Here is a 26,774-nt window from a genome sequence, read left to right on the forward strand (position 1 = left end):
GGAAAGCCCCGCGACGAGGCCGAAGAAGGTGTCCTGGCCGGAGCCGATCCTGACCCGTCGGTCAGCCGCGCAGGCGGCTCATGCTCGGGTCGAAGAGCGGCTCCGGGGTGACCGTCGCCGGGATCCGCTGACCGAAGTACTCGATCTCGACCTGGTCCCCTTCCCCGATCTCCGCCGGAAGGTAGGCGTAGGCGATCGGCTTGCCGATCGTGAACCCGTAGGCAGCGCTCGTGACGTACCCGACCGCGGTCTCCCCCGACAGCACCGGCTCCTTGCCGAGCACCATGGACTTGCCGTCGTCGATCGTGAGGCAGCGAAGGCGGCGAGCCGAGGTCTCCACCGAGCGGCCCTCGAGCGCGGCCTTGCCGACGAAGTCCTCCTTCGCGGTCTTCACCGCGAAGCCGACGCCCGCCTCGTACGGGTCGTGCTCGGTGGTCATGTCGGCACCCCAGGACCGGTAGCCCTTCTCCAGGCGCAGCGCGCCGAACGCCGCCCGCCCGGCGGCGATCACGCCGTGCTCCTGGCCGGCCTCCCACAGGACGTCCCACAGCTTCTGGCCGTTCTCGGCGGAGGCGTAGATCTCCCAGCCGAGCTCACCGACGTAGGACAGCCGCAGCGCCGTCACCGGGATCCCACCGATGGTGGCCCGCTTGCCGCGGAAGTACTTCAGGCCGTCGTTGGTGAAGTCGTCCGCGCTGACCTTGCCGATCAGGTCCCGGGCCAGCGGACCCCACAGGCCGATGCAGCAGGTGCCGCCGGTGGTGTCGCGGACCTCGGCGGTGAGGGCGGGGTCCTCGGCCCGCAGCTTGCGCGCCTCGCGACGGAGATAGGCCAGGTCGACCGGACCGTTGGCGCCGACCTGGTATAGCTCGTCCTCCAGACGGGCGACGGTGATGTCGCTCTTGATCCCGCCCTGCTCGTCGAGGAACAGGGTGTAGGTCACCGCACCGGGCTTCTTGCTCACGTCACCGGTGGTGAGCCGCTGCAGCAGCGTCTCGGCGCCGGGACCGGAGACCTCGAGGCGGCGCAGCGGCGTCATGTCGTACATGGCGACCGCGGTGCGGGTCTTCCACGCCTCGACCGCCGCGATCGGCGAGTGGTAGCGCGCCGACCAGTCGTCGCGCGTCGGTGACTTCCACTCCTCCGGCAGCTCGTCCAGCAGGGCCGCGTTGGCCTCGTACCAGTGCGGTCGCTCCCAGGTCCCGGCCTCGAGGAAGAAGGCACCGAGCTCGACCTGGCGGGCGTGGAACGGGCTGACCCGGATGTCGCGCGGCGACTCCTTGGGCTGCAGCGGGTGCAGGATGTCGTAGATCTCGACGAAGTTCTGCTGCGAGGTCTCGCTGACGTACGCCGGGGCCAGCTGGGTCTCCTCGAACCGGTTGAGCTCGAGGTCGGCGAGGTCGTACTCCGAGCGTCCCGTGGTCAGCACCTCGGCGACCGCGCGGGCGACACCCGCGGAGTGGGTGACCCAGACGGCCTCGGCCACCCAGAAGCCGTCGACCTCGCGGGACTCACCCACGAGCGACCCGCCGTCGGGCGTGAACGAGAAGATCCCGTTGAAGGACGACTCCGCGATCTCCGCATCCTGCAGGCACGGGAGCAGCTTGCGGCACTCGTCCCACGGGCTCTCGAAGTCCTCGGGCGTGAAGTCGAGCCGGGACGGCATGTTGTCGTGGTCGACGTGCTCCGGGGTCGGGCCGAGATCGGAGGCGACGTACGGCATCGGCTTGTGGGCGTACGAGCCGATCCCGTAGCCCTCGCCCCACTCCCGGAAGTAGAGGTCCTGGTCCTGGTGGCGCAGGATCGGCAGGGTCGCGCCGTCGGGCTGGTCGTGCTTGCCCGCCAGGACCGGGACGGGCGTGGTCTTGATGAACTGGTGGGCGAGCGGGAGGAGCGGCACGTCGGTGCCCGCCATCTTCCCGACCTCGACACCCCAGAAGCCGGCGCAGGAGACGACGATGTCGGCCTCGACCACACCGTTCGTGGTCTCGACGCCCGTGACCCGGCCACCCTCCTGGAGGACGCCGGTCACCGCGGTGTGCTCGAGGTAGGTGACGCCGGCCGCCTGCGTACGCTCGATGAGCAGGTCGACGGCACGAGCCGCTCGGGCGAGGCCGTCGGTGGGGATGTGCAGGCCGGCGAGGACCTGCGACTCGTCGATGTGCGGGTAGAGGTCCTTGCACTCGGCCGGGCCGATGACCCGGGCATCGATCCCCCAGGACTTCGCGTAGCCGAGCTTGCGGTAGAGCTCCGCCACGCGGGCCTCGGTGGTGGCGACCTCGAGACCACCGACCTGGTTGAAGCAGTTCAGGCCGTCCTTCTCCAGGCCCATGAACTTCTCCACGGTGTACTTGGCGAACAGGGTCATCGTCTTCGAGGGGTTGATCTGGAAGACGAGACCGGGGGCGTGCGAGGTCGAGCCGCCGGGCAGGCTGAGCGGGCCCTGTTCGATGACCGTGATGTCGGACCACCCGCGGGACACGAGTTCGTCCGCGAGGTTCGTGCCGACGATGCCGGCGCCGATGATGACTGTGCGGGGCGAGACGGTGCTGTCGGAGGACGGCATGAGCAACTCCTGAGCTTTCGGGTGGTTCGGGGTGGGTGGTCAGCGGAAGACGACGGTGCTGGAGCCGTGCATGAGGACGCGGTGCTCGCAGTGCCAGCGGACGGCGCGCGAGAGCGCGAGGCACTCGGCGTCCTGCCCGACATGGGCCAGGGCCTGCGGGGTGTAGGTGTGGTCGACCCGGTTGACCTCCTGCTCGATGATCGGGCCCTCATCGAGGTCGGCGGTGACGTAGTGGGCGGTGGCCCCGACGAGCTTCACGCCGCGGGCGTGCGCCTGGTGGTAGGGCTTGGCACCCTTGAAGCCCGGCAGGAACGAGTGGTGGATGTTGATCGCGCGTCCCTCGAGCTGGCGGCAGAGGTCGTCGGAGAGGATCTGCATGTAGCGGGCGAGCACGACCAGGTCGATCTCGTACTCGTCGACCAGGTCGAGCATGCGCTGCTCGGCCTGCGGCTTCGTCTCCGGCGTGATCGGGATGTGGATGAACTCCAGCCCGGCCGCCTCGGCCATCGGCCGGAGGTCCTCGTGGTTGGAGGCGACGACGGCGATCTCGGCACCCAGGGTCCCGCCGCGCCACCGGAAGATGAGGTCGTTGAGGCAGTGACCGAACTTGGAGACCATCACCAGCAGCCGCGGCTTGCGCTCGTCGTGGAAGGTGAACGACATGTCGAACCGGTCCGCGATCGGACCGAACGCGGCGGTGAGCTCATCGACATCGGCCCCGTCGGCGGAGGCGAACGCGGTCCGGAGGAAGAACAGCTCGCCCATCCGGTCGTCGTGCTGCTGGTGCTCGAGGATGTCGAACCCGCGGTCGTAGAGGAAGCTCGTGACCGCCTGCATGATCCCCGGACGCTCCTGGCACGAGAGCGTGAGCACGTTGGTCGTCGCTGTGGAGGCGGCGGTCGCCACGGGCGCAACAGCGGTCGAGCTGGGAGGACTGATGGTCATGCTGGGCTCCTGAATGCCGGTAATGATACACAACTCATATATCAGAATGATCGTAGAACGGCTCTCAGAGCGCCGTCAAGGGTCGCGGCTATCCGATGACTGCCGAGGCGAGGTCCGGCTCAGGCAGGCGGCCGGTAGCGGTAGCCGACGCCACGAACGGCCGCGATCGGCGAGGCGTCACTTGCCCAGCCGAGCTTGCGACGCAGCCGGAGCACCGCGAACTTGACCCGCTCCGGAGCGATCCCGGTCGGGTCGTCCCACACCTGCTCCAGCAGCTGGCTCGGTGAGAGCACGGCGCCGGCGTGCTGGACCAGAACGTTGAGCAGCCGGAACTCGGTGCGCGTGAGGTCGACCGGCCGTCCCCCGACCTCGACCTGCCGGATCCGGCGGTCGATGCGGACGACACCGTCGTCGTACACCCCCGACCCGATGCGGTCCGCCGTTCGCCCGGTCGCCCGCGCACGACGCAGCAGCGCCTCGACACGCGCCAGCAGCTCGTTGTTGTTGAACGGCTTGGTGAGGTAGTCGTCGGCGCCACCCCGGAGGCCGCGGACCTTCTCCGACTCCTCGCCGTGGGCGGTCAGCATCAGGATCGGTACGTCGGCGAAGTCGCGCACTCGCTCGAGCACCGTCCAGCCGTCCATCTCTGGCAGCCCCACGTCCAGGACCACCAGGTCCGGCCGCACATCGTGCACCGTACGAAGCCCGACCCGGCCGTTCGTCGCCAGCTCGAAGCCGTAGCCGCCGCGCTCGAACAGCATCCGTAGGGCGAGCGCGATGTCCGGCTCGTCCTCGATGGCGAGGATCCTGGTCATCGGGCCTCCCGGGCCAGCGGTACGGTCACCCGCACCGTCGTGCCGCGGTCCTCGGCGCTCTCGACCGCGAGTGATCCGTGGTGCAGCTCGATGATCGTCTTGCAGATCGCCAGACCGAGCCCGCTGCCCGACAGCCGCCGCCGGACGGCGTTCGAGCCCCGGATGAAGGTATCGGTGACGGCGGGCACCTCCTCGTCCGGAATCCCGATGCCGGTGTCGGTCACCTCGATCGTCCACCGGGCCGCACCACATCCGGCGCGGACCGCCACCGATCCCGGGGACATGGTGAACTTCACGGCGTTGCTCAGCAGGTTGTCGAGCACCTGGCGAAGACGCGTCGGGTCGCCGGTCACCGGCGGACCGCCGGCGATGTCGGCGGTCATGGTCAGTCCGCCCCGATCCGCCTCGGGTCGGTGGTCTGCGACCGCCAGGCGCACCAGCTCGGACACGTCGACGGCCGACTCGTGGATCGGGAGGGTGTGCCGCTCGAGCTGGGTGATCAGCTGCAGATCGTCGACGAGTCTCGTCAGCCGCTCAGCGTTGCGTACGACGGCATCGACGGCGGTCCGCTGTCGCTCCGTGAGGGAACCGGAGGCCGGGTCGCGCAGCATCTCGGTGAAGCTGGCCACCGCCGTCAGCGGCGTACGCAGCTCGTGGGAGACGGCGGCCACGAAGTGGTTCTTCAGCTCTGCCGCCTCGGTCAGCACCCGGTTCCGCTCGCGGAGCTCGTGCTGAGTGGTGGCGATCTCGGTGACGTCTCGGAAGTACCACAGCGCTCCCAGGTCGGTGTCACCGTCATGGATCGGCACGAAGTCCAGGCTGAGGCAGCGGCCGTTCACCAGCTCGAGGGCGTAGCCCAGGCACGCCTTGCGGAGGGTCGCGATGTCGTCCAGCTGAGCGCGCACCGTGGCTCGCTCGCGGCAGCGCCGGGCCACGGCACCGAGGATCTCCGTGCGGTCGACGTCTGCCCAATCCTCGGCGCTCGTGCGTCCGAAGACCCGCGCGAACGTCTCGTTGGCCAGCACGGTCCGGCCGTCCTCGTCCTCCACCAGTACCGCGGCGTCGAGCTGCCGCACGAGCGCGCGGAGCCGCTTTCCTTCGGTCCGGGAACGGCGCTCGGCGGCCCGCTGGTCGGTCACATCGAGCGCGTACGCGATGACGGCATGTACGCCCGGGACGTCGGCCATGTCGTAGAAGACGGTGTCCATCTCCCGCCATCGACCGTCGGCGGCGAGCACCCGGATGTCGGTCCGCGCCGCCGGCAGCTCGCGGGTCCGCACCGCACGCAACGCGTCGGCCGCGGTGTCGATGTCATCAGGGTGGACCGCGTCCCGCAGGCCGGAGGGCAGCTCGACGTCCGGCGGATAGCCGAGCGTCTCGATGATCGCATCGGAGAGCACCGACCAGGTCCCGTCGAGGCCGATCCGCACCACGACCGACCGTGCGTGCCTCATCAGGGCGGAGTACGCGTCCCCGCCCGGCCCGGATTCCCGGAGCACGGCTTCGGGATCGAGCCGCGCGACATCCTCGACGAACTCCGCAACGTCGTCCGAGTCCGCCGCAGCATCATGGAGCAGAACCGTGGCGCGATCGACGAGTTCGGAGAGGGGATCCGCGCTCGCGCCGGTGCCCGCGTGCTCAGCTGATGGTTCCGTCTCGCGACCCCCTTTGCGTGGTCCCTCCCCACAACAAAGGTGCCACAAACCACGGAAATGCGCAGGAGGAAAGTGGGGATCGGGAGCGGCGTGGGTCCGTTCGGACCGGTGAGGGCTGGACTACCAGCCGGTCGTCCCCAGCAGCACCGCGAACGCGCCGGCAACCAGGAACGGCCCCAGCGGCAGGGCCGAGTCGAGCTTCACCCGTCTGGTCAGCAGCAGCGCCAGACCGAGGATCCCGGAGAGCACGAACGCCAGAGCGCACGCCAGCACGACCGCGGACAGCCCCCACCAGCCGAGGGCGAGACCGAGCAGACCGGCCAGCTTCGCATCGCCGAGGCCGAGCTGGTCGGGGCGGATCAGCACCAGGGCCAGGTAGCCCAGCCCGGCCACCGCCCCACCGGCAAGGACGCCGAGAAGCCGGTGCGGCTCGCCGGAGACGAGAGCCGCGACCGCGAGCAGGCCCGCGAGGATCGGGTACGCCCGCAGCGTCAGCCGGTCGGGCAACCGGTGGACCGCGACATCGATGAACGCGAGCGGGACCGCCAGCAGCGCCAGGAACGCGAACGCGAGCAGCTCGGGACGCGGACCGATCGCGCCCGCGACGGCGCCGGTGAGCGCGGCCGCAATACACTCGACGACACCGGCAGACGGCCCGATCCGGCTCCGGCAGCGCGGGCAGCGGCCGCTCGGGGACAGGAGTGAGCGCCACAGTCGGCCCGAGACCAGCACGGTGGCGCAGCCGGGGCACCGAGTGCGGTCGGGCTCTCCCGACCGAACCGAGAGGCGGAACACCAGCACTCGCAGCCAGGGCGCGGCGAGCGCCCCGCCTGCGGTACCGATCATCGCCATCTCCAGGTGCACGCCTCGACGGTAGAACAGACGGGTCGGCCGGCCCAGGGCTCCGGCGCATAAATGGCCGACCGTCTGCCGGTGGCCCGACAGGTGTCCTCCGAATGCCCGACACGGGTCTACGGATGTCGTCCGACCGCGCTCCAACCCTGGCCGTTCGCCCGCTTCCGGGGACCGCCCCGACCGCGGATCGTTGAGGCATCGGGAGACGTGGGGTCGCCCGAAGCCAGTCCAGGAACTCGGTCCCGGACCCTCACATCAAGGACACAAGGAGTTTCTCATGCTTGCTCTCATCGCATTCGCCCAGAGCTGGTTGGACCGTCGGGTCGAGGACCGCGAGCGCGGTGCCACCGCTGTCGAGTACGGCCTGCTGGTCGGTCTGATCGCAGTCGCGATCGTCGCGACGCTTGCCCTCCTCGGCCCTCGGCTGAACGGGCTTTTCGTGACCGTGCTCAACGCTCTGCCGGGTGGCGGGGCCGCGGCCTGATCCGCAGCAGGGTCGAGGGGCCGGTCAGCCGGCCGGCCCCTCGTCACCTCCTCCGTCCCTTCAGAAAGAGACCCGAATGCCACGCCTCCTCAGTCGCCCCGACCGGGCCGACCGCGGCGCCGCCGCGGTCGAGTTCGCGCTCGTGCTGCCGCTGTTGCTGCTCGTGCTGTTCGGGCTCATCGACTTCGGGCGGGCGCTGAACGCACAGGTCACGCTCACCCAGGCAGCACGCGAAGGCGTACGTCTCGCCGCCCTCGAACAGCCGGGCGCCGCGGACAGGACCCGTGCCGCCGCCGAGCCGCTGACCGGCGTCACCGTCTCGATCACCGCCTGCCCGGCGAACCCGGGGCCGACCGACGACGCGGTCGTCCTCGCGAGACAGAACTTCACCTTCGTCACCCCGATCGAGAGCATCGCCGGCATGTTCGGCGGCGGCGTCGGATCCTCGGTCCAGCTCACTGGTAGAGGAGTCATGCGATGCCTCGGCTGATCGACCGCATCATCGACCGCATCATCGACCGAACCCGGCGGCACGGCGACGACCGAGGAGCGGTGACGACCGTGGTCGCGATCGTCCTCGGCGTCGGACTGCTGCTCGGCATCGGCGCCCTGGTCATCGACACCGGCCAGCTCTACGTCGAGCGGGCCGAGCTCCAGAACGGCGCCGACGCGGCGGCCCTCGCCGTCGCCCAGGACTGCGCGGATGCCGACGGCTGCGCTCCCGATGCCCAGCAGGTGGCCGAGAGGTACGCCGCGGACAACGACGCGAGCGACGGCAAGGCCGATGCGAGCCTGGTGTGCGGACGCACCACCACCGGGTTCCTGGCCCCGTGCCCGGCGGAGGACGCAGTGTCCGACGCGTGCCTGGGCACCCGTCCACCGGCTCCGGGCAACTTCGTCGAGGTCCGCACCACCACCCTGCAGGACGACGACTCGACGGTGCTGCCCCCGGTTTTCGGGCAGATCCTGCTCGGCGACGACTACGACGGCCGCGGCGTGCTCGCCTGCGCCCGGGCCGCCTGGGGCGGTCTGCGGGCAGCCTCCACCCTCCCGCTGACGATCTCGTTCTGCGAGTGGCAGTACGCCACCCAGGACGGCGTCAGCTTCGCTCCGGCCCCGCCGACCGTCGTCGACGGCAGCTACGAGCGCGTCCTGTCCATCAAGGCTGACGGCGGCGACCCGATCCCATGTCCGGGCACCCCCTCGGGCGGAGACCTGCCCGGCGGCTTCGGCTGGCTGGCCGACAGCGACTGCGGCCTGGACGTCGACGTCGACGGGTCGTTCTCGGCAGACCCCGGCGTGTCCGGGGCGAAGTGCGAGGCACTGCTGTCAGCGGCTCGGACCTCCGGAGAGCCCCTGCTCGTCCCGATCTTCGACGTCGCCACGGGGACCGGGAGCAACGGCACGTACCAGATGCGCGGGTTCGCGGCGTTCGTGGTGACGGGCTACGACCTGGCGGGTTTCAAGGCGGCCTCGACCTTGACCGGACGAAGGAAGTGCTCCGCGACCGGTTCCAGCTCCGCCAAGTGCGTCTTCGGCTACTTCACCAAGGACCTCGTCACCACCGCAGGCACCGTGCTCGGCGGGCCCGACATGGGCGCCACGACCGTCCAGGTCATCGGCTGAGCAGACCAGAGAGAAGAGAAGCACCATGAAACGTTCCGTCCTCGTCCTGGGCCTCGCACTGCTGCTCGCGGTGGTGGGCACCACGGCGGTCCTCTGGTACGTCCGGGGCGCGGATGCCCGGGCGATGGCCGGAAAGCAGGCCGTGACCGTGCTCATCGCCGACCAGTCGGTGCCGGCCGGCACCGAAGCCGGCAGGGCCCTCGACGGCGGGCTGCTGAGGACCGAGCAGATGCCTGCGGACACCGTGCCGACGGGCGTACTGAGCGAGATCCCGCCGGACCTCGAGCACCTGGTCGCCGTCGGAGACATCGCGCCCGGCCAGCTGGTGCTGCGCTCGATGTTCGGTGAGGACCGGCCCAGCTCGTCGGGCCTGGCCATCCCGGACGGCAAGGTCGCTGTCACCGTCGCACTCGGCGTGACCCAAGAGGTCGCGGGCTATGTGACGGCCGGCTCCGAGGTGGCGGTGTTCGACACCTACACCGAGCGTGACCGGGAGGGCCGGGCTACCGGTGACGGCCTCCCCAAGAGGCGCGACGACGTCCAGATCACCCGGGTGCTGCTACCCAAGGTCGAGGTGCTCGCCGTCGGCGGCGCCCCGGCCAAGGAGGGCGAACCCGCCGGGACCCAGCAGGTCGACGTGCTGGTGACCGTGGCCGTCGACCAGCACGACGCGGAGCGGCTGATCCTCCGTTCCGAGACCGGTTCGCTCCACCTCGCGCTGCGGTCCGACTCGTCCGAGGTCAAGCCCGGGCGCGGCGCCGACACCCGATCCATGACCCGCACCGAGAGTTGAGTGAGACAGCGACATGACCATCCTCTGCACCCCGTCCCAGCCCAGCGACGAGCTGCTCGCCGCCGTAGGAACCGGCGTCCTGACCGCCCCGACCCTGTCCCGGGCGCAGGAGCTGGTCGAGCAGCTCCCGGGTGAGCCCCTGGTCGTCATCGGGCCGGAGGTCGGCTTCGCCGATGCCGCCGGGTTCGCGACCGCGCTGCGTCTGACGCGACCGCTCGTCGGCGTCGTGGTGATCCGACCCGAGCTGGACGTCGAGACCTACGCGCACGCGATGCAGGCCGGCATCCGTGAGCTCGTCTCCACGGCGGACCTGTCAGGCCTCGCCGACGCCTGCCTGCGCTCCCGGCGGCTCTCGGAGTCGATCCTGCTGCCCGTGGACACCACCGCGGACAGCGAGGGAAAGGTGATCACCATCTTCAGCGCCAAGGGCGGCTGCGGCAAGACGACCCTGGCCACCAACCTCGCGGTCGCGCTGCACGCCGACGGCGCACGCAGAGTGTGCCTGGTCGACCTCGACCTGGCCTTCGGCGATGTAGCCATCTCGCTGCAGCTCGAACCAAGGCGGACCCTCGTCGACGCCGTCGGGATGGGCGAGAACATGGATACGACCGGTGTGGCCGGCCTGCTCACCAGCTTCCGGCCCGGCCTGGAGTGCGTGCTCGCCCCGGTGGAGCCCGGCGATGCCGAGAAGGTGCCGGCCACCGTGATCGACGACCTGCTCGAGATGCTGCGCGGGATGTTCGACTACGTCGTGGTCGACACGCCCCCTCAGTTCAACGAGCACGTGCTCCGTGCACTCGACGGCAGCGATCACCACGTGCTGCTGACGACCCCGGACCTGGCGGCGATGAAGAACCTCCGACTGACGCTCGACATGCTCGACCTGCTCTCGTATCCGCGGGCGACCCGCAGCATCGTGCTCAACCGGGAGGACAACCGGGTCGGGATCACCGCCGCCGACGTCGAGCAGGCTCTGCGCAGCAAGCTCGCCGCCAGGATCCCCAACAACCTCGAGGTCGCCGCGTCCTTCAACCGCGGCGTACCGATCACGGCCGAGAAGCCGTCGCACCGCGTCAGTGCGGCGATCCGGGAGTTCGGCGTCCAGCGCATCGACCGTCTGCACGCGGCCGAGGCACCAGCGGCCAAGGGGCAGCGTCGCCGGTGGCTCGCCATCGGCGCGCGGAGCGGGGACGACACATGAGCATGCGACTGAGTGAGCGGCTGGCCGAGCAGCGACCGGGCCGGGAGCCCGCCGCCCGCCAGGCGACACAGGCGGAGTCGGTCTCCGAGCCCGACGAGTCGCCCGTGCGCGCCAGCCGCCACGCCGACCCGTTCGCCAAGCTCAAGCGGAGCGTGCACGACACCCTCCTCGAGGAGCTCGGTCCGAGCCTGTACGCCGACCAGCTCGCCGAGGACGAGCTGGCACAGCGGGTGCGGGTGACGGTCAAGAGCGTGCTCGAGCGGGAGGACACCCCGTTGACCGCCGCCGACCGGATCCGTCTCGCGGAGGAGGTCGCGAACGAGATCCTCGGTCACGGCCCTCTCGAGCCGCTGCTGCACGATCCCGGGATCACCGAGATCATGGTCAACGGTCCGGACCGGATCTACGTCGAGCGCGCAGGCCGCCTGTCCTCGGTGCCCGCGGCGTTCGCGGACGAGGACCATCTGCGTCGCGTGATCGACAAGATCGTCGCTCGGGTCGGTCGGCGGGTGGACGAGGCCAGTCCGATGGTCGACGCCCGGCTCGCCGACGGCAGCCGGGTCAACGCCGTCGTATCCCCCATCGCGCTGGACGGCTCGACCCTGACCATCCGGAAGTTCTCCGCCGATCCGTTCCAGGTCGCGGACCTGATCAGGTTCGGCACCATGACGAAGCCGGTCGCCGACCTCTTGTCAGCCTGTGTTCGGGGCCGACTGAACATCATCGTCAGCGGCGGCACCGGGTCGGGAAAGACGACGACGCTGAACGTGCTGTCATCGTTCCTTCCACACGACGAGCGCATCGTGACCATCGAGGACGCGGCCGAGCTGCAGCTGCGCCAGGATCACGTGGTGCGTCTGGAGTCGCGGCCGTCCAACATCGAGGGCCGCGGCGAGATCACCATCCGCAGCCTGGTCCGTAATGCACTGCGGATGCGGCCCGAGCGGATCGTCGTCGGCGAGGTCCGCGACGGTGCCGCCCTCGACATGCTGCAGGCGATGAACACCGGCCACGACGGGTCGCTCACGACCGTGCACGCCAACTCGCCGAGAGACTCGGCCTCGCGGCTGGAGACGATGGTCCTGATGGCGGGCATCGACCTGCCGAGCCGGGCGATCAGGGAGCAGATCGCCTCCGGTATCGACCTGATCATCCAGCAGGCCCGCCTCAAGGACGGCACCCGGAGGATCACCCACATCACCGAGGTGACCGGCATGGAGGGTGACGTACTGACCCTGCAGGACCTCTTCCTGTTCGACTTCGGCGCGGGGGTCGACGAGCACGGGCGGTTCCGGGGCGCCCTGCGCTCGACCGGGCTGCGCCCGACCTTCTCCGAACGGTTGGAGCAGCACGGCATCACGATGCCCGACCTGCTCGGCACCCTGGTCGGCGAGCGATGAGTCGAGAGGTGGGTGCCTCCATGGCCATGTCCTGCGTACGTCGGAGCCGACGGCCGCTGCTGGTCGTCGCGCTCGTGATGCTGTCGTTTCTGTCGGCCCTGACCCCGACCGCGGCGGTGGCGACCGAGGCACAGCCGAGCCCGGGAGCGGTCGTCATCCTGCTCGACACGAGCGGCTCCATGAGCGGTGAGCGGTTGGCGTCGGCGCAGAAGGCGGCCGAGAGCTATCTCCGCGCGCTGCCTCCCGACGTGCCGGCGGGGCTCGTGACCTCCTCGGGCACGCCGGAGCTGACCGCACCGCTCGCCGTGGACCGGCAGCGCATCCGCGCGGCCGTACGCACGGCGCAGGCCCAGGGAAGCACCCGTCTCTACGACGCCGTCGTACTCGGTGCGAAGACGCTGTCCCGAGCACCGGGCACGCGGAAGATGCTGATCCTCTCCGACGGCGAGGACACCGACAGCGAGCGGTCGCTCGAGGAGGCCCTGGCGCTGCTGCGAAAGTACGGGATCACGGTCGACATGGGCGTGCTCGACGGCGTTCACGGGTCCGGCGGACGCCAGCGGCTGACCGAGGGCACCGGCGGCCGCATGCTGACCGCGGAGGAGGCGAAGGCCCAGGCCGCGGAGCTGGTGCCCGCACCACCGGTGGTCGAGCCGGACTCTCCGCCACCTGCGTGGCTGCTGGTGACCGGCGCCGGTGCGTTGTTCGCGGGCCTGGTCGGCGTCGCCATCGCAGTGCTCGGTCCGCTGCGCCGCGACCGTCGGCGCGAGCGGGGCCTGGCCAGCCTGGCGCGCTACCGCGTGGCCGCGGCCGTGCCTGAACCCCACGAGACGGACGCGTGGTCCTCGCCGCTGCGGCACCTGCTCACCTTCAGCGAGCGGTTCCTGAGCTGGCGCGGCCGGCACGAGCAGCTCGCCACCGACCTCGACCTCGCAGGCATGTCGCTGCGGCCGGCAGAGTGGCTGGTGGTGCGCGTGAGCGTGAGCCTCGTACCCGGCGTGGTGGCCGTCGTTCTCGGCTGGGCCTGGGTCATCGGCGTGATCCTGGCCGTGGTCGCATGGTTCGCCGGTCGGTCCTACCTGCGGTTCCGGATCTCCCGGCGGCGAGCCGCATTCGGCGAACAGCTGCCGGACACGCTGAACCTCCTGGTCGCCGCGCTCCGGACCGGCTTCTCGCTGCCGCAGGCGCTCGACGGGGTGGTCCGCGACGGTACGGAGCCGATCTCCGGTGAGCTCGCCCGTGCGCTCGCCAGGACCCGGCTGGGCATGTCGGTGGAGGATGCGCTGGACAAGGCCGCCGGGCGGATGGAGTCGGCCGACTTCGCGTGGGTGGTGATGGCGATCCGGATCCAGCGGCAGGTCGGCGGCAACCTGGCCGGACTGCTGCAGACGACCGCGGAGACCATGCGGGAGCGCGCCCAGCTGCGCCGGCACGTCAAGGCACTCTCGGCCGAGGGCCGGATGTCTGCGTACGTCCTGATCGCGCTCCCCATCCTGCTCGCCTGCTGGATGCTGCTGAGCAACCGCGGCTACGTCGCGCCGCTCTACACGACGCCGATCGGCTGGGTGCTGGTCACCGTCGGAGTGGGCTGCATGTCCCTCGGCTGGTTCTGGATGAGCCGCCTGGTCAAGGTGGAGGAGTGAACGTGCTCGTGCTCGGAGTGGCGACCTTGGCGGTCGCGATCGCACTCGGGATCATCGGCCTGTCGATGACCTGGGGAGCGGGGACCCGGCGGGTGGCCGACGGACTCGAGTCGATCGAGCGGTACTACGGCAACGGACAGGCGGGCGTCGTGAGCGGTTCCGGCCGGGTCGGGTTGCCGTACCCGCTCGTCCGGCTGGGCCGGCTCGCGGCCAAGCTGTCGCCGGCCGGAGTGCCGGCGTCCATCAGCCGGCGGCTGAACCTCGCAGGCAACCCGGGGAGCTGGACCGTGGAGAAGGTGTTCGCCTACAAGGGCCTGGGGCTGGTCGCGGGCGCGGCGCTCGGAGCACTGCTCGGGTCACGGTCCGGAGTCACGATCTTCGGCTTCGGCGCGATCGGTGCGGCAGCCGGCTTCTTCCTTCCCGACGTCCTTCTCTACAACGCCGGCAGCAAGCGCCAAGCCGCGATACGCAAGCAGCTCCCGAACACCTTGGACGTGCTGAGCGTCTGTGTCGAGGCTGGGCTCGGGTTCGACGCAGCGCTGGCCCAGGTGGCCCAGAAGACCGACGGACCGATGGCCGCGGAATGTGTGCGGATGCTGCAGGAGATGCAGCTCGGAAAGTCTCGGGTCGAGGCACTGCGGGCACTCGCGGACCGGACGACCGTCGTCGAGCTGCGGGCGTTCGTGTCCGCGCTGGTCCAAGCGTCCGAGCTCGGCGTCCCGACCGGGCAGGTCCTGCACGAGCAGTCGAAGGAGATGCGGACCAAGCACCGTCAGCTCGCCGAGGAGAAGGCACAGAAGCTTCCCGTCAAGATCCTCTTCCCGATGATGTTCTGCATCTTCCCGGCGTTGTTCATCGTCGTCCTCGGGCCCGCCGCCCTCTCGATCATGGAGACGTTCAGCGGGTAGGTGGAACGGCCCGGTCTCTGCAACCGTCCTGCAACCGGTCTGCACTCGGATTCGCACCTTTGGTGTGGCTTCCTTGTTCTCGCTGGAATCACGTAGGGGCGGGGACTCATGAACATTCGACTCGTGACAGTCGACGGGCACACGTTGCACCGATTCGGCCTGTCGCAGCTGATGCACCAACAGCAAGACATCGAGATCGTCGGCGAGGCGAGCACTGCCACGGAGGCGGTGACACTGGTCGGCGAGCTGACGCCGGACGTCGTCACCGTGGACGTCAGCCTGCCCGACCGCAACGGGCTCGCTCTCGCACGCGACCTGCGGGACCGCTTTCCCGAGCTGGGAATCGTCGTGCTGACCTCCTTCGGCGAGGACGACGTCCTGTTCCGGGCCATGGAGACCGGGGTGTCCGCCTTCGTACCCAAGACCGCCTCGGCGCCGGAGATCGTCTGTGCGATCCGGCACGCCGCGGTCGCGGCACGGTCCTTCACCGCGCCCGGTCTCGCCGCCGCGCTCGTCCGGCTGCGTGACGCACGGGACTCCTCTCCGCTGAGTTCGCGCGAAACCGAGGTCCTGCGGCTGCTGCACCGCGGGCTGACCATCCCACAGCTGGCCCGCGGGCTCTACGTGAGCAACTCGACCGCGAAGACCTACGTGGCCCGGCTCTACGACAAGCTCGGGGTCAACAGCCGTTCCCAGGCGCTGATGGTGGCCTTGGAACGGGGCCTGCTGCAGGCGCCACCGTTCGCCAGGACCGGCACCGGGTGAACGCTCGGTTCTTCGGACATCGGAGACACGAGATCGAAAGGTGCCGGCAACGGCCCGTGCGGGCCCAGGAGGCATGCCTTGGACCCGCACGGAGGTGATCCCTCAGAGTTGCCCGATCACCGCCCGGGCGTCGCGCTGCAGCGCGGCACGTGCGTCGGCGTCGCCGACGTAGAGCGAGCTGGCCGCCAGGTCGGCGTACTCCCGCAGCAGCGATCGCGCGGAGGCGTACCGTCCGGCATCGACGTGCTTGGCGGCCTGGCTGAGCCGCTTCTCGAGGACGCTCTCCCCGGCGGGGGTGATCTCGCCGGAGCGGGCGAGCCGCTCGGTCAGGGCGGTGAGCTCGGTCAGCGAGGTGGTGGTCGTGAACGTCACCGTTCTCGTCGTCACGCGTCCCGCCCTGTCGGTCGCGGTGACCGCGAGGGTGTGCGATCCGAGCGAGAGCCGCCACAGGGCAAGGCCGTCGCCGGCGACCGCGGCACCGTCCAGGGTCGCGGTCACGGACCCGACACCGGAGGTGGCGTCGGTGGCCGACCAGGATGCATCCCCGGCGTTGCCGACGTCGGCGCCGTCGGAGACACCGTCGACCGCGACCTGCGGAGCGGTCTTGTCGATCCGCACCACGACCTTTCCGACCTCTGAGACGTTGCCGCCGTTGTCGGTCGCCCGGTAGTGAACGGTCGTCACGCCCTCCGCGGAGACCGTGAGCGGGTTGTTCGCGTTCTCCCAGGTCTGGCCACCGTTGGTCGAGCGCTGCCGGGAGGCGACGGTGCCGTTGTCGGTCGCGGCGACCGCCACCGACACGTTCCCCGTCCACCAGCCGTTCTGCCCGGTCGGCTGCGCCGGGTCGAGCGTCGCGGAGACCGTGGGAGGGGTGACGTCGGCGAAGCCGTCCCCGACGAACCTGATCCGGTCCAGGGTCACGCCACCGGCGGAGGTCACGAACAGCTCACCGCTGCCCGGCGACGCTCCCATCAGGTCGGCCGTCGTCTCGGACCAGCCCTCGCTGTCGACGTCGAACGAGGCGAACGGCGTCGCGTCGGCCGATCCCCAGCGCAGCTCCACACTGCCCTTGCCGCTGGCCCTCAGCTTCGCCGAGGTGATGCCGGAGAGGTTCACAGGCTTCCAGGAGAGCCAGTCACCGGCGTCGAGCGAGGTGACCTTCCGCAGGCCGCTCGCCGTCTCGTCCGGAGCGATGGCGATTCCCTCGGAGGCGTCGGCCCACTCGGCCTCCTGCGACTTCGGGTTGAGGATCAACGACACCTCGGACCGGGCCGCAGGCACACCGTTGGCTCCGTTGTCGGTGTAACCGATGACGACGACTCCGTAGATGTTCTCGGTCTCGCCGTGCTCGGTGGCATCGGCGGGCGTCGGGATCGCGAATCGGCATCCGGTCCCCTGGCTGAGCGGGTGGGCGTGGACGTCGTGCCCGAGGCCGAACGTCCAGGTCACCCGTGAGCACACGGTCGCGTTGCCGTCCTCGGCGTCGTCGGTCGTCACCTGGAACGGCACCGCCTGACCCCAGTCGAAGAAGCCTCCCTCGGCCGGGGTGGCCACGTCGATCGTCGGCGCGACGTTGCCCACGCTGATCGAGGTCGAGGTGATGCCGCGGCGCCCCTCGGCGTCGGTGACCCGGAGCCGGGCGGTGTAGCGGCCGAGCTCGTCGTAGGTGTGCGACGTGGTCGCCCCGGTGGCGTCGAAGGTGCCGTCGCCGTCCAGGTCCCAGTCGTAGGTGAGCGCGCCGCCCTCGGGGTCGATCGAGCCCGAACCGTCGAACTCGACGGTCAGCGGCGCCGAGCTGCTGGAGATCGGGTCGGCGACGATGTCGGCGCGCGGCGCCTTGTTGCCGACGCTGTAGTCGATCCGGTAGAGGCCGGCATCCGGGTTGGCGCGGAAGAAGCCGTCACCGTAGTCGAGGACGTAGAGCGACCCGTCCGGTCCGAACTCGATGTCGATCGGGCTGTCCGTGATCGGCTGCCGGTTCGTCTCGAGATCGACGTTCGGAAGGAACTGCTCGATGTGCGAGACCGGGCCGCTGGGCCAGTCGACGGTGAATGCCGCCAGGTAGTCCTGGGAGAACTCGGCGAAGAACGCCTTGCCGTCCCAGTACTCGGGGAACTTCGTCGGCGAGGGGTTGTCCTCGTCGTAGTGGTACACCGGACCACCCATGGGTCCTTGGCCGCCCGCCGGGCTGAAGTCGGTCAGCTCGGGCCACGGCTGGTGGGTGTTGTTGTCACCGTAGTAGAGGGTCGCGGCCGTGGCCGGCGGAACGGTCGAGAGCCCCGTGTTCCACCGCGAGTTGTTCTCCGCACCGGCGGCGCAGTCGAAGAACTCCCGCGGGGTCGCCGTCTCGAAGTTCCACTCGTTGTAGTTGAACTGGTCGCCGGTGCAGTACGGCCAGCCGCCGTTGATCGGCTCGTCGATCGCGGTCGTCTGCCACTCGACGTACCCCAACGGGCCACGATCGGGGTTCGGCGCCCCGGCGTCGGGGCCGTAGTCGCCCCAGGTCACCGAGTTCGTGGCGGGGTCGACATCCATCCGGAACGGGTTGCGCAGACCCATCGCGAAGATCTCCGGTCGCGTCCCCTCCGTGCCCGGGGCGAAGAGGTTCCCCTCCGGGATGGTGTACGAGCCGTCCTCCTGGACCGCGACCCGCAGGATCTTGCCACGCAGGTCGTTCGTGTTGCCCGCGCCGCGGCGGGAGTCGAAGCCGGGGTTGAACCCGGGCGCGTCGTTGTTGGGCGCATACCCGTTCGCACCAGGGGTTCCCGCCGGGGTGTTGTCACCCGTGGACAGGTAGAGGTTGCCCTGGTCGTCGAAGTCGACGTCGCCGGCGACGTGGCAGCACTGACCGCGCTGCACCTCGACCTTGAGGATCACCTGCTCGGTCGCGAGATCCAGCTTGTCGGCCGCCTCGTCCCACTTCACGCGGGTGAGCTGGTTGTAGCCCTTCCACTGGTCCCAGTAGGCCTCGGTCTGACCGGCGGGCAGCGTGTTGGGCGCCGAGCCGGACGGCGTGGTCGTCGGGTACGGGCCGGTCATGGTGCGGGGCGCGTAGTAGAGGTAGACCCAGCCCGACTCCTCGAAGTCGGGCGCGAGGGTGATCGTCTGCAGACCGTCCTCGGAGTTGTTGTACGTCGCGATCGTGTTGACCACGCGGGTCGTACCGGCGTCGGGGTCGACGAGCCGGACGTCGCCGTTGCGGGCCGTGGTGAGCACGCGCCGGTCCGGCAGGACGGCCATGTCGATCGGCTCACCGGTGTCCTTGGTGAGCGTGACCTTCTCGTAGTTGGACCAGTCCAGGGCGAGGCCGGCCCCGGGCTCGGTGCCGTGGTCGACACCGTCGTGGGCGGCGGCAGGCGTCGCGAGTGCGATTCCGGAGGTGAGAGCGAGCGCGAGCCCGGAGGTCACCGCGAGGAGTGATCGCCGAGCACGTCGGGGTACCCCACCGACTGAGCTGTGTTTGGGCATGACGGTTCCTTGGAGAACGAGGGCGGGTGAAGCCGAAGAGGGCGTCCGAGCACGCCGGTGGCCGGAGCGCGACCCGATCAGGGCGCGCGCTCCGGCTGTTCGCGAAGGGAAAGGAGCGGCCGGTCAGCCGCGGAGCTCGTCCATGTTCTGGTAGCTCAGCTTGGCCAGGGCCAGGGACTGGCCGGGGTTCAACGCACCGCCCGGCGCGGTGTCCTGCTCCCACATCGGGTTGTGGTAGCCCCGTGCCGGCATGTCGCCGAAGAAGGCCTGGTAGTCGATGTCGCCCTCCCCGAACGGCGCCATCACATAGCCGTTGGCCTGCGTCGCGTCCTTCTTGCCGTCCTTGGCATGGAAGAGCGGGAAGCGCATCGGAGCGGACTTGACGACCTCGAGCGGGTCGAAGCGGTCCTCGACGAGACTGCCGTCGGGGGCGGTGTAGGTGTGGTGCTTGTGCTGCGCCACGTGCGCCCAGTAGATGTCCATCTCCAGCGACACGTAGCCCGGGTCGGTGTTCGCCAGGAACCACTCCAGGCGACGCACCCCGGACGACCGGGTCGGGCGGCCCAGCGCGTCGTTGGGCCCGCTGTCCAGAAGGAAGCTGTAGGCGATGTCGTGGTTGTGCGTGTAGAGCTTGAGCCCGTGTCCGGCCGCGCGCTCGCCGAGGATGTTCCAGCGATCGGCGGCGGCCTGCCAGTCGGCCAGATAGGCCGAGCCGGTGGGGTCGCTTCCGGTCCCGATGTGCCTCATCCCCAAGATGTTCGCGACCTCGCACGCCGCGTCGAAGGCGGCCAGAGACGCATCGGTGATCGTGGAAGGGACCGACCCGTGGTTCCCCTCGGCCTCGAGGCCGTTGTCATCGAGCCACATCCGCAGCAGGTGCGCGCCCTCGACGTTGTTGACGTTGCCGCCGGGCGCATTGGCACTCTGGTTGTAGCCGGCGAACTCGATCTGCCGGTAGCCGATCTTCGACAGCTCCTCGAAGACCGCCTTGAATCCCGAGGCGTACGGGCTGGTGGCCGGGTCGCGACTGATCGCGTCGCGCACCGTGTAGAGGATGATCCCGCGCCGCGGCCGCGGGATCAGCAGTGCGTTGTCGGCAGCGGCGGGGCCCGCGAGAGGGACACCGCCGAGGGCGATTCCCGCCGCGGCCATGCCTGTCGTGGCCGCCAGCAGCTGACGACGGTTGAGCCCGAGCTTGCGTGCGATAGCCGGAACCTCGTGGTTCGCGGCAGGGGTGGGACGGTTGCGCATCAATGCTCCTTCGGGAGGGTGAAGCCAAGTGAGCCGCAACTGTGACCTGTGTCACGTTGTGCGCTCGTCAACCTACGGTTTCAGCCAAGCACTCGTCAATAGTCCATACAGAACTCGCGAAAGTTCGAAAGTATCTTTCGAAAGTCTGGGAATCGGCGCTCGAGCTTCCCTGTCGGAGCCGTTGATGCAGATCGCGAAGGCGCCTGGACACTGCCGCGGAGTGGGGCCGCGCACGCTCCCGAACTGATGACCGACAAATGACCAGAGGCCGTGCCCGGTTCCATCTTCTTGGAATCGAACACGGCCTCTGGCCTGGTGTTTCGGTGGAGGTGAGGGGACTCGAACCCCTGACCCTCTGCATGCCATGCAGATGCGCTACCAGCTGCGCCACACCCCCGTGGCGTTGTCCCGGTTGATCACCCCGGGCAACGAGAAGAACAGTAGCGGAAGCCGCTCCCGATCACGAAATCGGGGCCCCCGTTCCGTAGGTCGCGAGCCGCCAGGGCGCCGAGGGGATGAGTCCGGGCGCGGACTCCCGGGCCACGAGCTCGATCCAGGAGCAGTTCGTCAGCGGGGCGAGAGTGGTGACCACGGCCGGGTCCCAGCCGAGGAAGGCGGCCAGACCCTGGCGGATGGCACCGCCGTGCGCGACGACCACGACGGTCTCGCCGAGCACGACGGTCTCGGCGACGTCGTGCAGCGCAGCGCTGAAGCGCGCAGCGACCGTGGGCCAGGACTCCCCGCCGTAGGGCTCCCAGCTCGCTGGCATCTCACCGAACCGCTCGAGGATCTGAGCGCGGTCCATCCCCTCGGCCTCGCCCGCGCAGACCTCCCGCAGACGAGGGTCGTACGCAGCCTCCCGGCCGGTCTCCTCCGCGACGTACGCAGCGGTCTGCCGCGCCCGCATCAGGTCCGAGGAGACGAGGCGGGTGACGGAGAAGGTCGTCCCGAGCGCACGAGCCGCGGCCTTGGCCTGCTGGTGGCCGGTCTCGGCCAGCTCGATGTCGGTCTGGCCCTGGTAGCGGCCCTCGGCGTTCCAGCCGGTGACGCCGTGGCGGAGCAGGACGATGCGACGAGTGGTCATCTCGACAGGCTCGACCACCGAAACCTCAGCCCTCGGAGACGACGTCGGCGGGCAGCGGGATCGAGGGGCAGTCGCGCCAGAGCCGCTCGAGGGCGTAGAACTGGCGCTCCTCCTCGTGCTGGACGTGCACGACGATCTCGCCGTAGTCGAGAAGCACCCAGCGGCCCTCCTTGTGACCCTCGCGGCGCAGCGGCTTGGAGCCGAGGTCGCGCAGCTTCAGCTCGACCTCGTCGACGATCGACTGCACCTGACGCTCGTTGGGCGCGGAGGCCAGCACGAAGGCGTCGGTGATGGCCAGCTGGTCGCTGACGTCGAAGGCGATGATGTGCGCGGCCTTCTTCTCCGAGGCCGCACGGGCGGCGGTGATGGTGAGCTCGATGGCGTGCTCGGTGGCAGTCATAGGCCTTCTTCGTTCTGGGGAGTCTTGTCGTGCGGAGTCTTGGACCGGTAGAGGTCGTGCTTGCCGATGTACTGCACCACACCGTCGGGGACGAGATACCAGACCGGCTCGCCACGATGGCGCCGCTCGCGGCAGTCGGAGGAGGAGATCGCCAGGGCCGGGATCTCGAGCATGGTGATGCGGTGGGAGGGGATCTTGGCGATCACCTCGGGATCCATGGCGTACCCCGGACGGGTGCACCCCACGAACTGGGCGAGCTCGAAGAGCTCGTCGGTGTCGCGCCAGGTGAAGATCTCGGCGAGCGCATCGGCCCCGGTGATGAAGTAGAGCTCGGAGTCGGGCAGAGCCTTGGCCAGATCGCGCAAGGTGTCGATCGTGTAGGTCCTGCCCGCCCGGTCGATGTCGACCCGGCTGACGGTGAAGCGTGGGTTGGCGGCGGTCGCGATGACCGTCATCAGGTAGCGGTGCTCGGCCGGCGAGACGTCCCGGTCGGCCTTCTGCCACGGGTCACCGGTGGGCACGAAGACGACCTCGTCGAGGTCGAAGAAGGACTGCACCTCGGAGGCCGCCACCAGGTGGCCGTGGTGGATGGGATCGAAGGTGCCACCCATCACCCCGACGCGGCGCTTGCCGGTCAGGCCCTCCAGACCCGGCTCGGGCGCTCCCCCGCTGCCCATCTGATCAGCGCTCAGGAGTGCTCACGGCCGCCGGCGAACCAGACCAGGGTCAGGAGCGCGAAGACGAGGATCGCCAAGGCGACGCCCCCGATGACCCACTCGACGCCGGAGGTGCCGTGCTCGGCCCCGTGCTCAGCGGAGGTGATGATGCTCGACACAACAGAGTTCGACATGGGCGACAGATTACCTTGCCCGTTGCCAGGTCAGCGCACGTGCCCGTCCCCCGTGACCACATACTTGGTCGAGGTCATCTCGGGCAGACCCATCGGGCCCCTGGCGTGCAGCTTCTGCGTCGAGATGCCGATCTCCGCGCCGAAGCCGAACTCGCCGCCGTCGGTGAACCGCGTCGAGGCGTTGACCATGACCGCCGCGGAGTCGACGGCGGCGGTGAACCGCCGGGCCGCGCCCAGGTCCTCGGTCACGATCGCCTCGGTGTGACCGCTCGACCAGCGCCGGATGTGAGCGACGGCGGCGTCGAGGTCGGGGACCACGGCGGCGCTGATCTTCAGCGCCAGGAACTCGGCCGCGTAGTCCTCATCCGTCACCGGCTCGACCAGGTCGTAGGACTGGAAGGCGTCGTCGCCGTGGATCTGCACGCCATGCTCCTGCAGCGCCGGGACCACCTTGGGCAGGAACTCCTCGGCGATGTCGGCGTGCACGAGCAGCGACTCGGCGGAGTTGCACACGCTGGTGCGCTGCGTCTTGGAGTTGATGACGATCGAGAGTGCCTTGTCGAGGTCGGCGGCCTTGTCCACATAGACGTGTACGTTGCCCACCCCCGTCTCGATGACCGGCACCGTCGACTCCTCGACGACCGTCCGGATCAGGCCGGCACCACCGCGCGGGATGAGCACGTCGACCAGGCCGCGGGCGCGCATGAGCGCCTTGACCGGGTCGTGGCCCTCCCCCGGCACGACCTGGATCACGTCGGCAGGGAGGCCGACGGAGGCGACGGCGTCGCGGAGCACAGCGGCGATCGCGTCGTTGCTGGCCGCGATGTTGGACGAGCCGCGCAGCAGTGCTGCGTTGCCGGACTTCAGGCAGATACCGGCGGCGTCCACGGTCACGTTGGGGCGGGCCTCGTAGATCATCCCGACGACACCGAAGGGCACCCGCACCTGGCGCAGCTCGAGGCCGTTGGCCAGGGTGCTGCCGCGTACGACGTCTCCGACGGGGTCCGGGAGGGCGGCCAGCTCGCGGAGCGCGGCGGCGATGCCCTCGAGCCGCTCCGGGGTCAGGGAGAGACGGTCGATGATGTTGGCGGGGCTGCCCGCGGCCTCGGCGCGGGCGACGTCGGTCGCATTGGCCTCCAGCACCTCCTCGGCCCGGGCGAGGAGCGCGTCGGCCATCGCGTGCAGCGCAGCGTCCTTCACGCTGCGCGGCGCGACCGCGAGCTCGTAGCTCGCCTCTCGTGCCTTCGCCGCCACCTCACGAATCACTGCCTCAGCACTCATACCCGAAGCCTATGCCGTCAGGCGTACGCAGCCACCACCCTTTCGCCGTGCGGACCCGCTCGGTGAGGGTCAGTCCGCGCCACCGAGGCCGAGCAGCTCCCCCAGGCCCGCGAACGGCCCGTCAGGGCTCTCGGACGGCTCCTCAGAAGCCATCGGCTCAGTGCTCCCCGAGCCGGAGGCCGACGGCCTGACCTTCCGGGGCGCGTTCGTCGGTGTCGGCTCCCCCGTCGGCCCCGTCGACGGCGAGGACCCGAGCCGGTCCTTCTTACGAGTCGGCTCCGCTGGAGACGAGCGCACGGCGCTCTCCTCCAGCTCGGACTCGTTCATCGCCGGATAGTCCACCGGAGGCTCGTAGGACCTCCGCACGAACGTGATCCCGGAGGTCGCACCGGCGAAGAGCGCCGAGAGCACCAACGCCGTTATCCACGGCGTCCACCCACGCCACCAAGCTCCGGCAGGGCCCCCGGCCCCGTCGAGATCGCTCACTCCCACAACCATCCCCCACGCTGCGACGGCGCCGTCCGGCGCGCTCCGAATCCTAGCGGCGAACGGAAGCCTCCGGGGCGGAGTGGACATCCCCGGTCCGGGCGATCTCGAGCAGGAGGTCGTGCGCCCGGGCGGCCACCGGATTGTCCGTACGCCGCGCCCCCAGCTCGACCAGCGCGACCAGGTCCGCGGAGCGCGCCAGATCGAGGGCATCCGTGGTGCTGCCACCGCGCGCCGCGACGTAGCCCGCCAGCACCCCCGAGACGTACGCCTCGTCCCGCTCGAACCGCAGCAGGTTGCCGAGGTCGGCGAACGGTGAGCCGGCGTGGGCGAACTCCCAGTCGAGCACCGCACGAACCCGCAGCGTCTCCGGGTCGACGATGACGTTCTTCGGGTTGAGGTCGCTGTGCACCAGGCTCACCCTGCCGACCGTGTCGAGCAGGTCCTGGGCGTCGGCGGCCACGTCGCGCAGACCTTCCAGGTCGGCAGGTGACCACGCCAGATGCTCCGCGAGGGACTCGACCCACTCGGGCAGGTCCAGGGCGAACGCCTCGATCCGCAGCTCCTTGTCGGCGAAGGTCCCCGCGGCGAGGAACGGCATCCCCGCCAGGGTGGCCGCGATCTCCCCGAGGGCACGCCCGAGTCGGCCACGGTCCGCCTCGTCCAGGTCGGGGAGCAGCAGGTCGCCGCGTACGCCCTCGACGAACTCGGTCACCAGGAGCGCGGGCGTGCCCATCGCCGGGTCGGCGTGGCGCACCTCCAGGACGCCGGGGACCGGGACGAGGCCCCGCACCAGCCGGTGCAGAGCCTCGTGGATCTCCGCGGCCTGCGGGTGGTGGCGCGGGTCGGCGAAGACCCGCACGACCGACCTCTCCCCGCCGGCCTCCGCCAGGAACGTCTCGCCCGACCAGCCGCCGTCGAGCGGCTGGAGGCCGCCACCGAGGTCACCGAAGCTCACCCCGGGAGGCTAACCGGTCAGGCGCAGGGACGGATCGTCGGCTGCCAGTAGATCCGGTGGGTCGCCCTCGAGCTGTCCCACATCTTGTTGAACCGAGCGGTGTAGGCCTGGTAATAGGTCTTCGAGGTGAACCGGAAGGTGACCTCGTCGTTGCTGAACGACGGCGGCGACCAGTTCTCCGAACCCGTCCAGACGCTGAGGGTGCCCCGGTCGTTGAACCGGCCGTTGACGCTCATCCACTTGTAGTGGGAGTAGCAGCGCGAGCCGTAGACGATCTCGTCGCCGCTGGTCGACGTCTTCTGGCCCCAGTCCCAGGCGGCGTCGCGCGCCGGGATGCCGACCGCCCTCAGCTTGCGGTAGACCGCGTTGTTGGTGACCGAGCCGATCACCCGGACCACGCAGCCGCGCTTCTTCAGCCGGACGACCTCGTCGGCGATGCGCTCGCCGCGGCGGCCGTACCACGCGTACATGTGGATCCGAAGGATCGTCCTGCCCTTGGTGCCGTATCCGCTCGGTGCGCTGCAGCCGATCAGCCGCAACCGGTCGATCACCCGGTCGCCGGTGCCGCGGGCGTAGATCTCGTCGCTGGTCGTGCCCGTGTGCTGACGCTGGAAGCCGACGGAGGTGCCGCCCCCGGACCAGGAGACGTAGCGCGGGGTGGCCTTCCGGTCGGCCTTCAGCTCGTTGAACATCCGCAGCCAGGTCTGCCACAGGCTGTCGTTGGCGTAGATCGTCTGGGCGTCGTTCCACTGCGAACCGGCCGCACCGCCGCCGAGGTTGCCGGAGCTGTTGATGATGATGTTGCGCTTGTCGCCGACGTGGGTGAAGGAGTGGATCTTGATGTGCAGGTTGCCCGTGTCGTAGCCGCGACAGGCGCCGGCGCAGCCGTAGATGAAACTCGGCCGGGAGCGCCTGGTGCCGAGACGGTTGGCCAGCTTCCGCTCCCCGCTGCTCCACATCTTGCGGTTGACCAGGATCTGCACGTGCACCCCACGCTTGTGGGCGGCGATGAGCTGGTCGACGGTGTCGGCGCGGTCCAGGTTGTAGGTGACGAACCGGATGTAGGAGCCCGCGCGCGCGTAGCGGACGCTGTTGTTGATCCGGCTCACCACGGCGTTGCGCTGGGCGAAGTCACCGGTCGGGTTGTTGAAGAACGGCCCTGCCGGCGGCGCCCAGGTCGCCGCGGTTGCCGAGGTCGCGACCACGGACATCGTCGCCATCACCAGAGCCGCCACACAGCCGGCCACAGCCGAAGCGATCGAGATCTTCCGGGTCGTTCTCGACCTGAGCACATTCCCCCACATGCGGCCGGACTATACCCAGCGACGTATGTGCCGCAA

Annotated in this window: 25 protein-coding genes and 1 tRNA gene; 10 read left to right on the top strand and 16 right to left on the bottom strand. The window is 69.8% G+C overall.

All coding sequences use genetic code 11. From position 1 onward, the window contains the following. Positions 1–61: 61 nt before the first annotated feature. The 4 genes from ACFVDI_RS15210 to ACFVDI_RS15225 form a co-directional block, all read right to left on the bottom strand. On the bottom strand, positions 62–2,566 hold the full coding sequence (locus ACFVDI_RS15210; RefSeq protein WP_378906374.1) for an FAD-dependent oxidoreductase: 2,505 nt from the start codon (positions 2,564–2,566) through the stop codon (positions 62–64). Positions 2,567–2,605: 39 nt separating this feature from the next. Beyond that, positions 2,606–3,511 (bottom strand): formyltetrahydrofolate deformylase, encoded by a 906-nt coding sequence (gene purU / locus ACFVDI_RS15215; protein ID WP_378906376.1) that lies wholly within the window; start codon positions 3,509–3,511, stop codon positions 2,606–2,608. A gap of 119 nt (positions 3,512–3,630) precedes the next feature. After that, positions 3,631–4,326 carry a response regulator transcription factor gene (locus ACFVDI_RS15220; protein ID WP_378906378.1) on the bottom strand — a complete coding sequence of 232 codons (696 nt, stop codon included), beginning with the start codon at positions 4,324–4,326 and terminating at the stop codon, positions 3,631–3,633. Beyond that, a complete protein-coding gene (locus ACFVDI_RS15225; RefSeq protein ID WP_378906380.1) occupies positions 4,323–5,780 on the bottom strand; it encodes an ATP-binding protein in 1,458 nt (485 codons plus the stop codon). The genes ACFVDI_RS15220 and ACFVDI_RS15225 overlap by 4 nt, the downstream gene beginning before the upstream one ends. On the opposite strand from ACFVDI_RS15225, the gene ACFVDI_RS15230 reads away from it, so the two are divergent. Continuing rightward, a complete protein-coding gene (locus ACFVDI_RS15230) occupies positions 5,772–5,972 on the top strand; it encodes a hypothetical protein (RefSeq protein WP_378906382.1) in 201 nt (66 codons plus the stop codon). The genes ACFVDI_RS15225 and ACFVDI_RS15230 overlap by 9 nt on opposite strands. A 129-nt stretch (positions 5,973–6,101) precedes the next feature. Here ACFVDI_RS15230 and ACFVDI_RS15235 read toward each other — a convergent pair whose 3' ends face one another. After that, a complete protein-coding gene (locus ACFVDI_RS15235; RefSeq protein ID WP_378906384.1) occupies positions 6,102–6,827 on the bottom strand; it encodes a prepilin peptidase in 726 nt (241 codons plus the stop codon). A gap of 286 nt (positions 6,828–7,113) precedes the next feature. Here ACFVDI_RS15235 and ACFVDI_RS15240 point away from each other — a divergent pair, with 286 nt between their 5' ends. The 9 genes from ACFVDI_RS15240 (at position 7,114) to ACFVDI_RS15280 (ending at position 15,656) form a co-directional block, all read left to right on the top strand. Next, positions 7,114–7,320, top strand: a complete 207-nt coding sequence (locus tag ACFVDI_RS15240) for a Flp family type IVb pilin (protein ID WP_328529332.1) — start codon at positions 7,114–7,116, stop codon at positions 7,318–7,320. 76 nt (positions 7,321–7,396) lie between these two features. Next, complete coding sequence (locus ACFVDI_RS15245) at positions 7,397–7,810, top strand: TadE/TadG family type IV pilus assembly protein (protein WP_378906385.1); 414 nt, start codon at positions 7,397–7,399, stop codon at positions 7,808–7,810. Then, complete coding sequence (locus tag ACFVDI_RS15250) at positions 7,798–8,946, top strand: pilus assembly protein TadG-related protein (RefSeq protein ID WP_378906386.1); 1,149 nt, start codon at positions 7,798–7,800, stop codon at positions 8,944–8,946. Before ACFVDI_RS15245 ends, ACFVDI_RS15250 begins: the two co-directional genes overlap by 13 nt. 25 nt (positions 8,947–8,971) lie before the next feature. Further along, the gene (cpaB, locus tag ACFVDI_RS15255; protein ID WP_378906387.1) at positions 8,972–9,739 is read left to right on the top strand and encodes a Flp pilus assembly protein CpaB; all 768 of its coding nucleotides are present in this window, start codon (positions 8,972–8,974) and stop codon (positions 9,737–9,739) included. A 13-nt stretch (positions 9,740–9,752) separates the two neighbouring features. After that, entirely contained in the window at positions 9,753–10,940 is a 1,188-nt protein-coding gene (locus tag ACFVDI_RS15260; RefSeq protein ID WP_378906389.1) for a CpaE family protein, read from the top strand. Beyond that, positions 10,937–12,340, top strand: a complete 1,404-nt coding sequence (locus tag ACFVDI_RS15265; protein ID WP_378906391.1) for a CpaF family protein — start codon at positions 10,937–10,939, stop codon at positions 12,338–12,340. Before ACFVDI_RS15260 ends, ACFVDI_RS15265 begins: the two co-directional genes overlap by 4 nt. Before the next feature lie 20 nt (positions 12,341–12,360). Continuing rightward, positions 12,361–13,983, top strand: a complete 1,623-nt coding sequence (locus ACFVDI_RS15270) for a type II secretion system F family protein (protein ID WP_378906393.1) — start codon at positions 12,361–12,363, stop codon at positions 13,981–13,983. After that, positions 13,980–14,891 carry a type II secretion system F family protein gene (locus tag ACFVDI_RS15275; RefSeq protein WP_378906395.1) on the top strand — a complete coding sequence of 304 codons (912 nt, stop codon included), beginning with the start codon at positions 13,980–13,982 and terminating at the stop codon, positions 14,889–14,891. Before ACFVDI_RS15270 ends, ACFVDI_RS15275 begins: the two co-directional genes overlap by 4 nt. 108 nt (positions 14,892–14,999) lie before the next feature. Then, on the top strand, positions 15,000–15,656 hold the full coding sequence (locus ACFVDI_RS15280; protein ID WP_378906397.1) for a response regulator: 657 nt from the start codon (positions 15,000–15,002) through the stop codon (positions 15,654–15,656). Positions 15,657–15,758: 102 nt separating this feature from the next. Here ACFVDI_RS15280 and ACFVDI_RS15285 read toward each other — a convergent pair whose 3' ends face one another. From ACFVDI_RS15285 to ACFVDI_RS15335, 11 genes are all read right to left on the bottom strand, one after another. Continuing rightward, on the bottom strand, positions 15,759–19,064 hold the full coding sequence (locus ACFVDI_RS15285) for a PQQ-dependent sugar dehydrogenase (RefSeq protein WP_378906399.1): 3,306 nt from the start codon (positions 19,062–19,064) through the stop codon (positions 15,759–15,761). A gap of 183 nt (positions 19,065–19,247) precedes the next feature. Further along, the gene (locus ACFVDI_RS15290) at positions 19,248–20,375 is read right to left on the bottom strand and encodes a sugar phosphate isomerase/epimerase family protein (RefSeq protein ID WP_378906401.1); all 1,128 of its coding nucleotides are present in this window, start codon (positions 20,373–20,375) and stop codon (positions 19,248–19,250) included. A 324-nt stretch (positions 20,376–20,699) separates the two neighbouring features. Then, a tRNA-Ala gene (locus ACFVDI_RS15295) sits at positions 20,700–20,772 on the bottom strand. 63 nt (positions 20,773–20,835) lie between these two features. Further along, complete coding sequence (locus ACFVDI_RS15300) at positions 20,836–21,459, bottom strand: histidine phosphatase family protein (protein WP_378906403.1); 624 nt, start codon at positions 21,457–21,459, stop codon at positions 20,836–20,838. Positions 21,460–21,484: 25 nt separating this feature from the next. Next, a complete protein-coding gene (gene rsfS / locus ACFVDI_RS15305) occupies positions 21,485–21,859 on the bottom strand; it encodes a ribosome silencing factor (protein WP_378906405.1) in 375 nt (124 codons plus the stop codon). Next, positions 21,856–22,536, bottom strand: a complete 681-nt coding sequence (gene nadD / locus ACFVDI_RS15310) for a nicotinate-nucleotide adenylyltransferase (protein WP_378906407.1) — start codon at positions 22,534–22,536, stop codon at positions 21,856–21,858. The genes rsfS and nadD overlap by 4 nt, the downstream gene beginning before the upstream one ends. 11 nt (positions 22,537–22,547) lie before the next feature. Then, a complete protein-coding gene (locus tag ACFVDI_RS15315; protein ID WP_378906410.1) occupies positions 22,548–22,709 on the bottom strand; it encodes a hypothetical protein in 162 nt (53 codons plus the stop codon). Positions 22,710–22,739: 30 nt separating this feature from the next. Further along, a complete protein-coding gene (locus tag ACFVDI_RS15320; protein WP_378906412.1) occupies positions 22,740–23,990 on the bottom strand; it encodes a glutamate-5-semialdehyde dehydrogenase in 1,251 nt (416 codons plus the stop codon). Positions 23,991–24,059: 69 nt separating this feature from the next. Beyond that, positions 24,060–24,476, bottom strand: a complete 417-nt coding sequence (locus ACFVDI_RS15325) for a hypothetical protein (protein ID WP_378906414.1) — start codon at positions 24,474–24,476, stop codon at positions 24,060–24,062. A gap of 52 nt (positions 24,477–24,528) precedes the next feature. Beyond that, entirely contained in the window at positions 24,529–25,434 is a 906-nt protein-coding gene (locus ACFVDI_RS15330) for a phosphotransferase family protein (protein ID WP_378906416.1), read from the bottom strand. A gap of 17 nt (positions 25,435–25,451) precedes the next feature. After that, entirely contained in the window at positions 25,452–26,738 is a 1,287-nt protein-coding gene (locus ACFVDI_RS15335) for a phosphatidylserine/phosphatidylglycerophosphate/cardiolipin synthase family protein (protein WP_378906418.1), read from the bottom strand. Between the last annotated feature and the right edge of the window lie 36 nt (positions 26,739–26,774).

It is taken from the genome of Nocardioides sp. NPDC057767 (assembly GCF_042798275.1).
In the GTDB taxonomy this organism is placed as follows: Bacteria; Actinomycetota; Actinomycetes; order Propionibacteriales; family Nocardioidaceae; genus Nocardioides.

Coding starts and splice junctions, on each gene's coding strand:
- ACFVDI_RS15210 (WP_378906374.1), bottom strand. CDS start 2,566: ATGCCGTCCTCCGACAGCACCGTCTCGCCCCGCACAGTCATCATCGGC.
- purU (WP_378906376.1), bottom strand. CDS start 3,511: ATGACCATCAGTCCTCCCAGCTCGACCGCTGTTGCGCCCGTGGCGACC.
- ACFVDI_RS15220 (WP_378906378.1), bottom strand. CDS start 4,326: ATGACCAGGATCCTCGCCATCGAGGACGAGCCGGACATCGCGCTCGCC.
- ACFVDI_RS15225 (WP_378906380.1), bottom strand. CDS start 5,780: ATGAGGCACGCACGGTCGGTCGTGGTGCGGATCGGCCTCGACGGGACC.
- ACFVDI_RS15235 (WP_378906384.1), bottom strand. CDS start 6,827: ATGATCGGTACCGCAGGCGGGGCGCTCGCCGCGCCCTGGCTGCGAGTG.
- ACFVDI_RS15240 (WP_328529332.1), top strand. CDS start 7,114: ATGCTTGCTCTCATCGCATTCGCCCAGAGCTGGTTGGACCGTCGGGTC.
- ACFVDI_RS15245 (WP_378906385.1), top strand. CDS start 7,397: ATGCCACGCCTCCTCAGTCGCCCCGACCGGGCCGACCGCGGCGCCGCC.
- ACFVDI_RS15250 (WP_378906386.1), top strand. CDS start 7,798: ATGCCTCGGCTGATCGACCGCATCATCGACCGCATCATCGACCGAACC.
- cpaB (WP_378906387.1), top strand. CDS start 8,972: ATGAAACGTTCCGTCCTCGTCCTGGGCCTCGCACTGCTGCTCGCGGTG.
- ACFVDI_RS15260 (WP_378906389.1), top strand. CDS start 9,753: ATGACCATCCTCTGCACCCCGTCCCAGCCCAGCGACGAGCTGCTCGCC.
- ACFVDI_RS15265 (WP_378906391.1), top strand. CDS start 10,937: ATGAGCATGCGACTGAGTGAGCGGCTGGCCGAGCAGCGACCGGGCCGG.
- ACFVDI_RS15270 (WP_378906393.1), top strand. CDS start 12,361: ATGGCCATGTCCTGCGTACGTCGGAGCCGACGGCCGCTGCTGGTCGTC.
- ACFVDI_RS15280 (WP_378906397.1), top strand. CDS start 15,000: ATGAACATTCGACTCGTGACAGTCGACGGGCACACGTTGCACCGATTC.
- ACFVDI_RS15290 (WP_378906401.1), bottom strand. CDS start 20,375: ATGCGCAACCGTCCCACCCCTGCCGCGAACCACGAGGTTCCGGCTATC.
- ACFVDI_RS15300 (WP_378906403.1), bottom strand. CDS start 21,459: ATGACCACTCGTCGCATCGTCCTGCTCCGCCACGGCGTCACCGGCTGG.
- rsfS (WP_378906405.1), bottom strand. CDS start 21,859: ATGACTGCCACCGAGCACGCCATCGAGCTCACCATCACCGCCGCCCGT.
- nadD (WP_378906407.1), bottom strand. CDS start 22,536: ATGGGCAGCGGGGGAGCGCCCGAGCCGGGTCTGGAGGGCCTGACCGGC.
- ACFVDI_RS15315 (WP_378906410.1), bottom strand. CDS start 22,709: ATGTCGAACTCTGTTGTGTCGAGCATCATCACCTCCGCTGAGCACGGG.
- ACFVDI_RS15320 (WP_378906412.1), bottom strand. CDS start 23,990: ATGAGTGCTGAGGCAGTGATTCGTGAGGTGGCGGCGAAGGCACGAGAG.
- ACFVDI_RS15335 (WP_378906418.1), bottom strand. CDS start 26,738: ATGTGGGGGAATGTGCTCAGGTCGAGAACGACCCGGAAGATCTCGATC.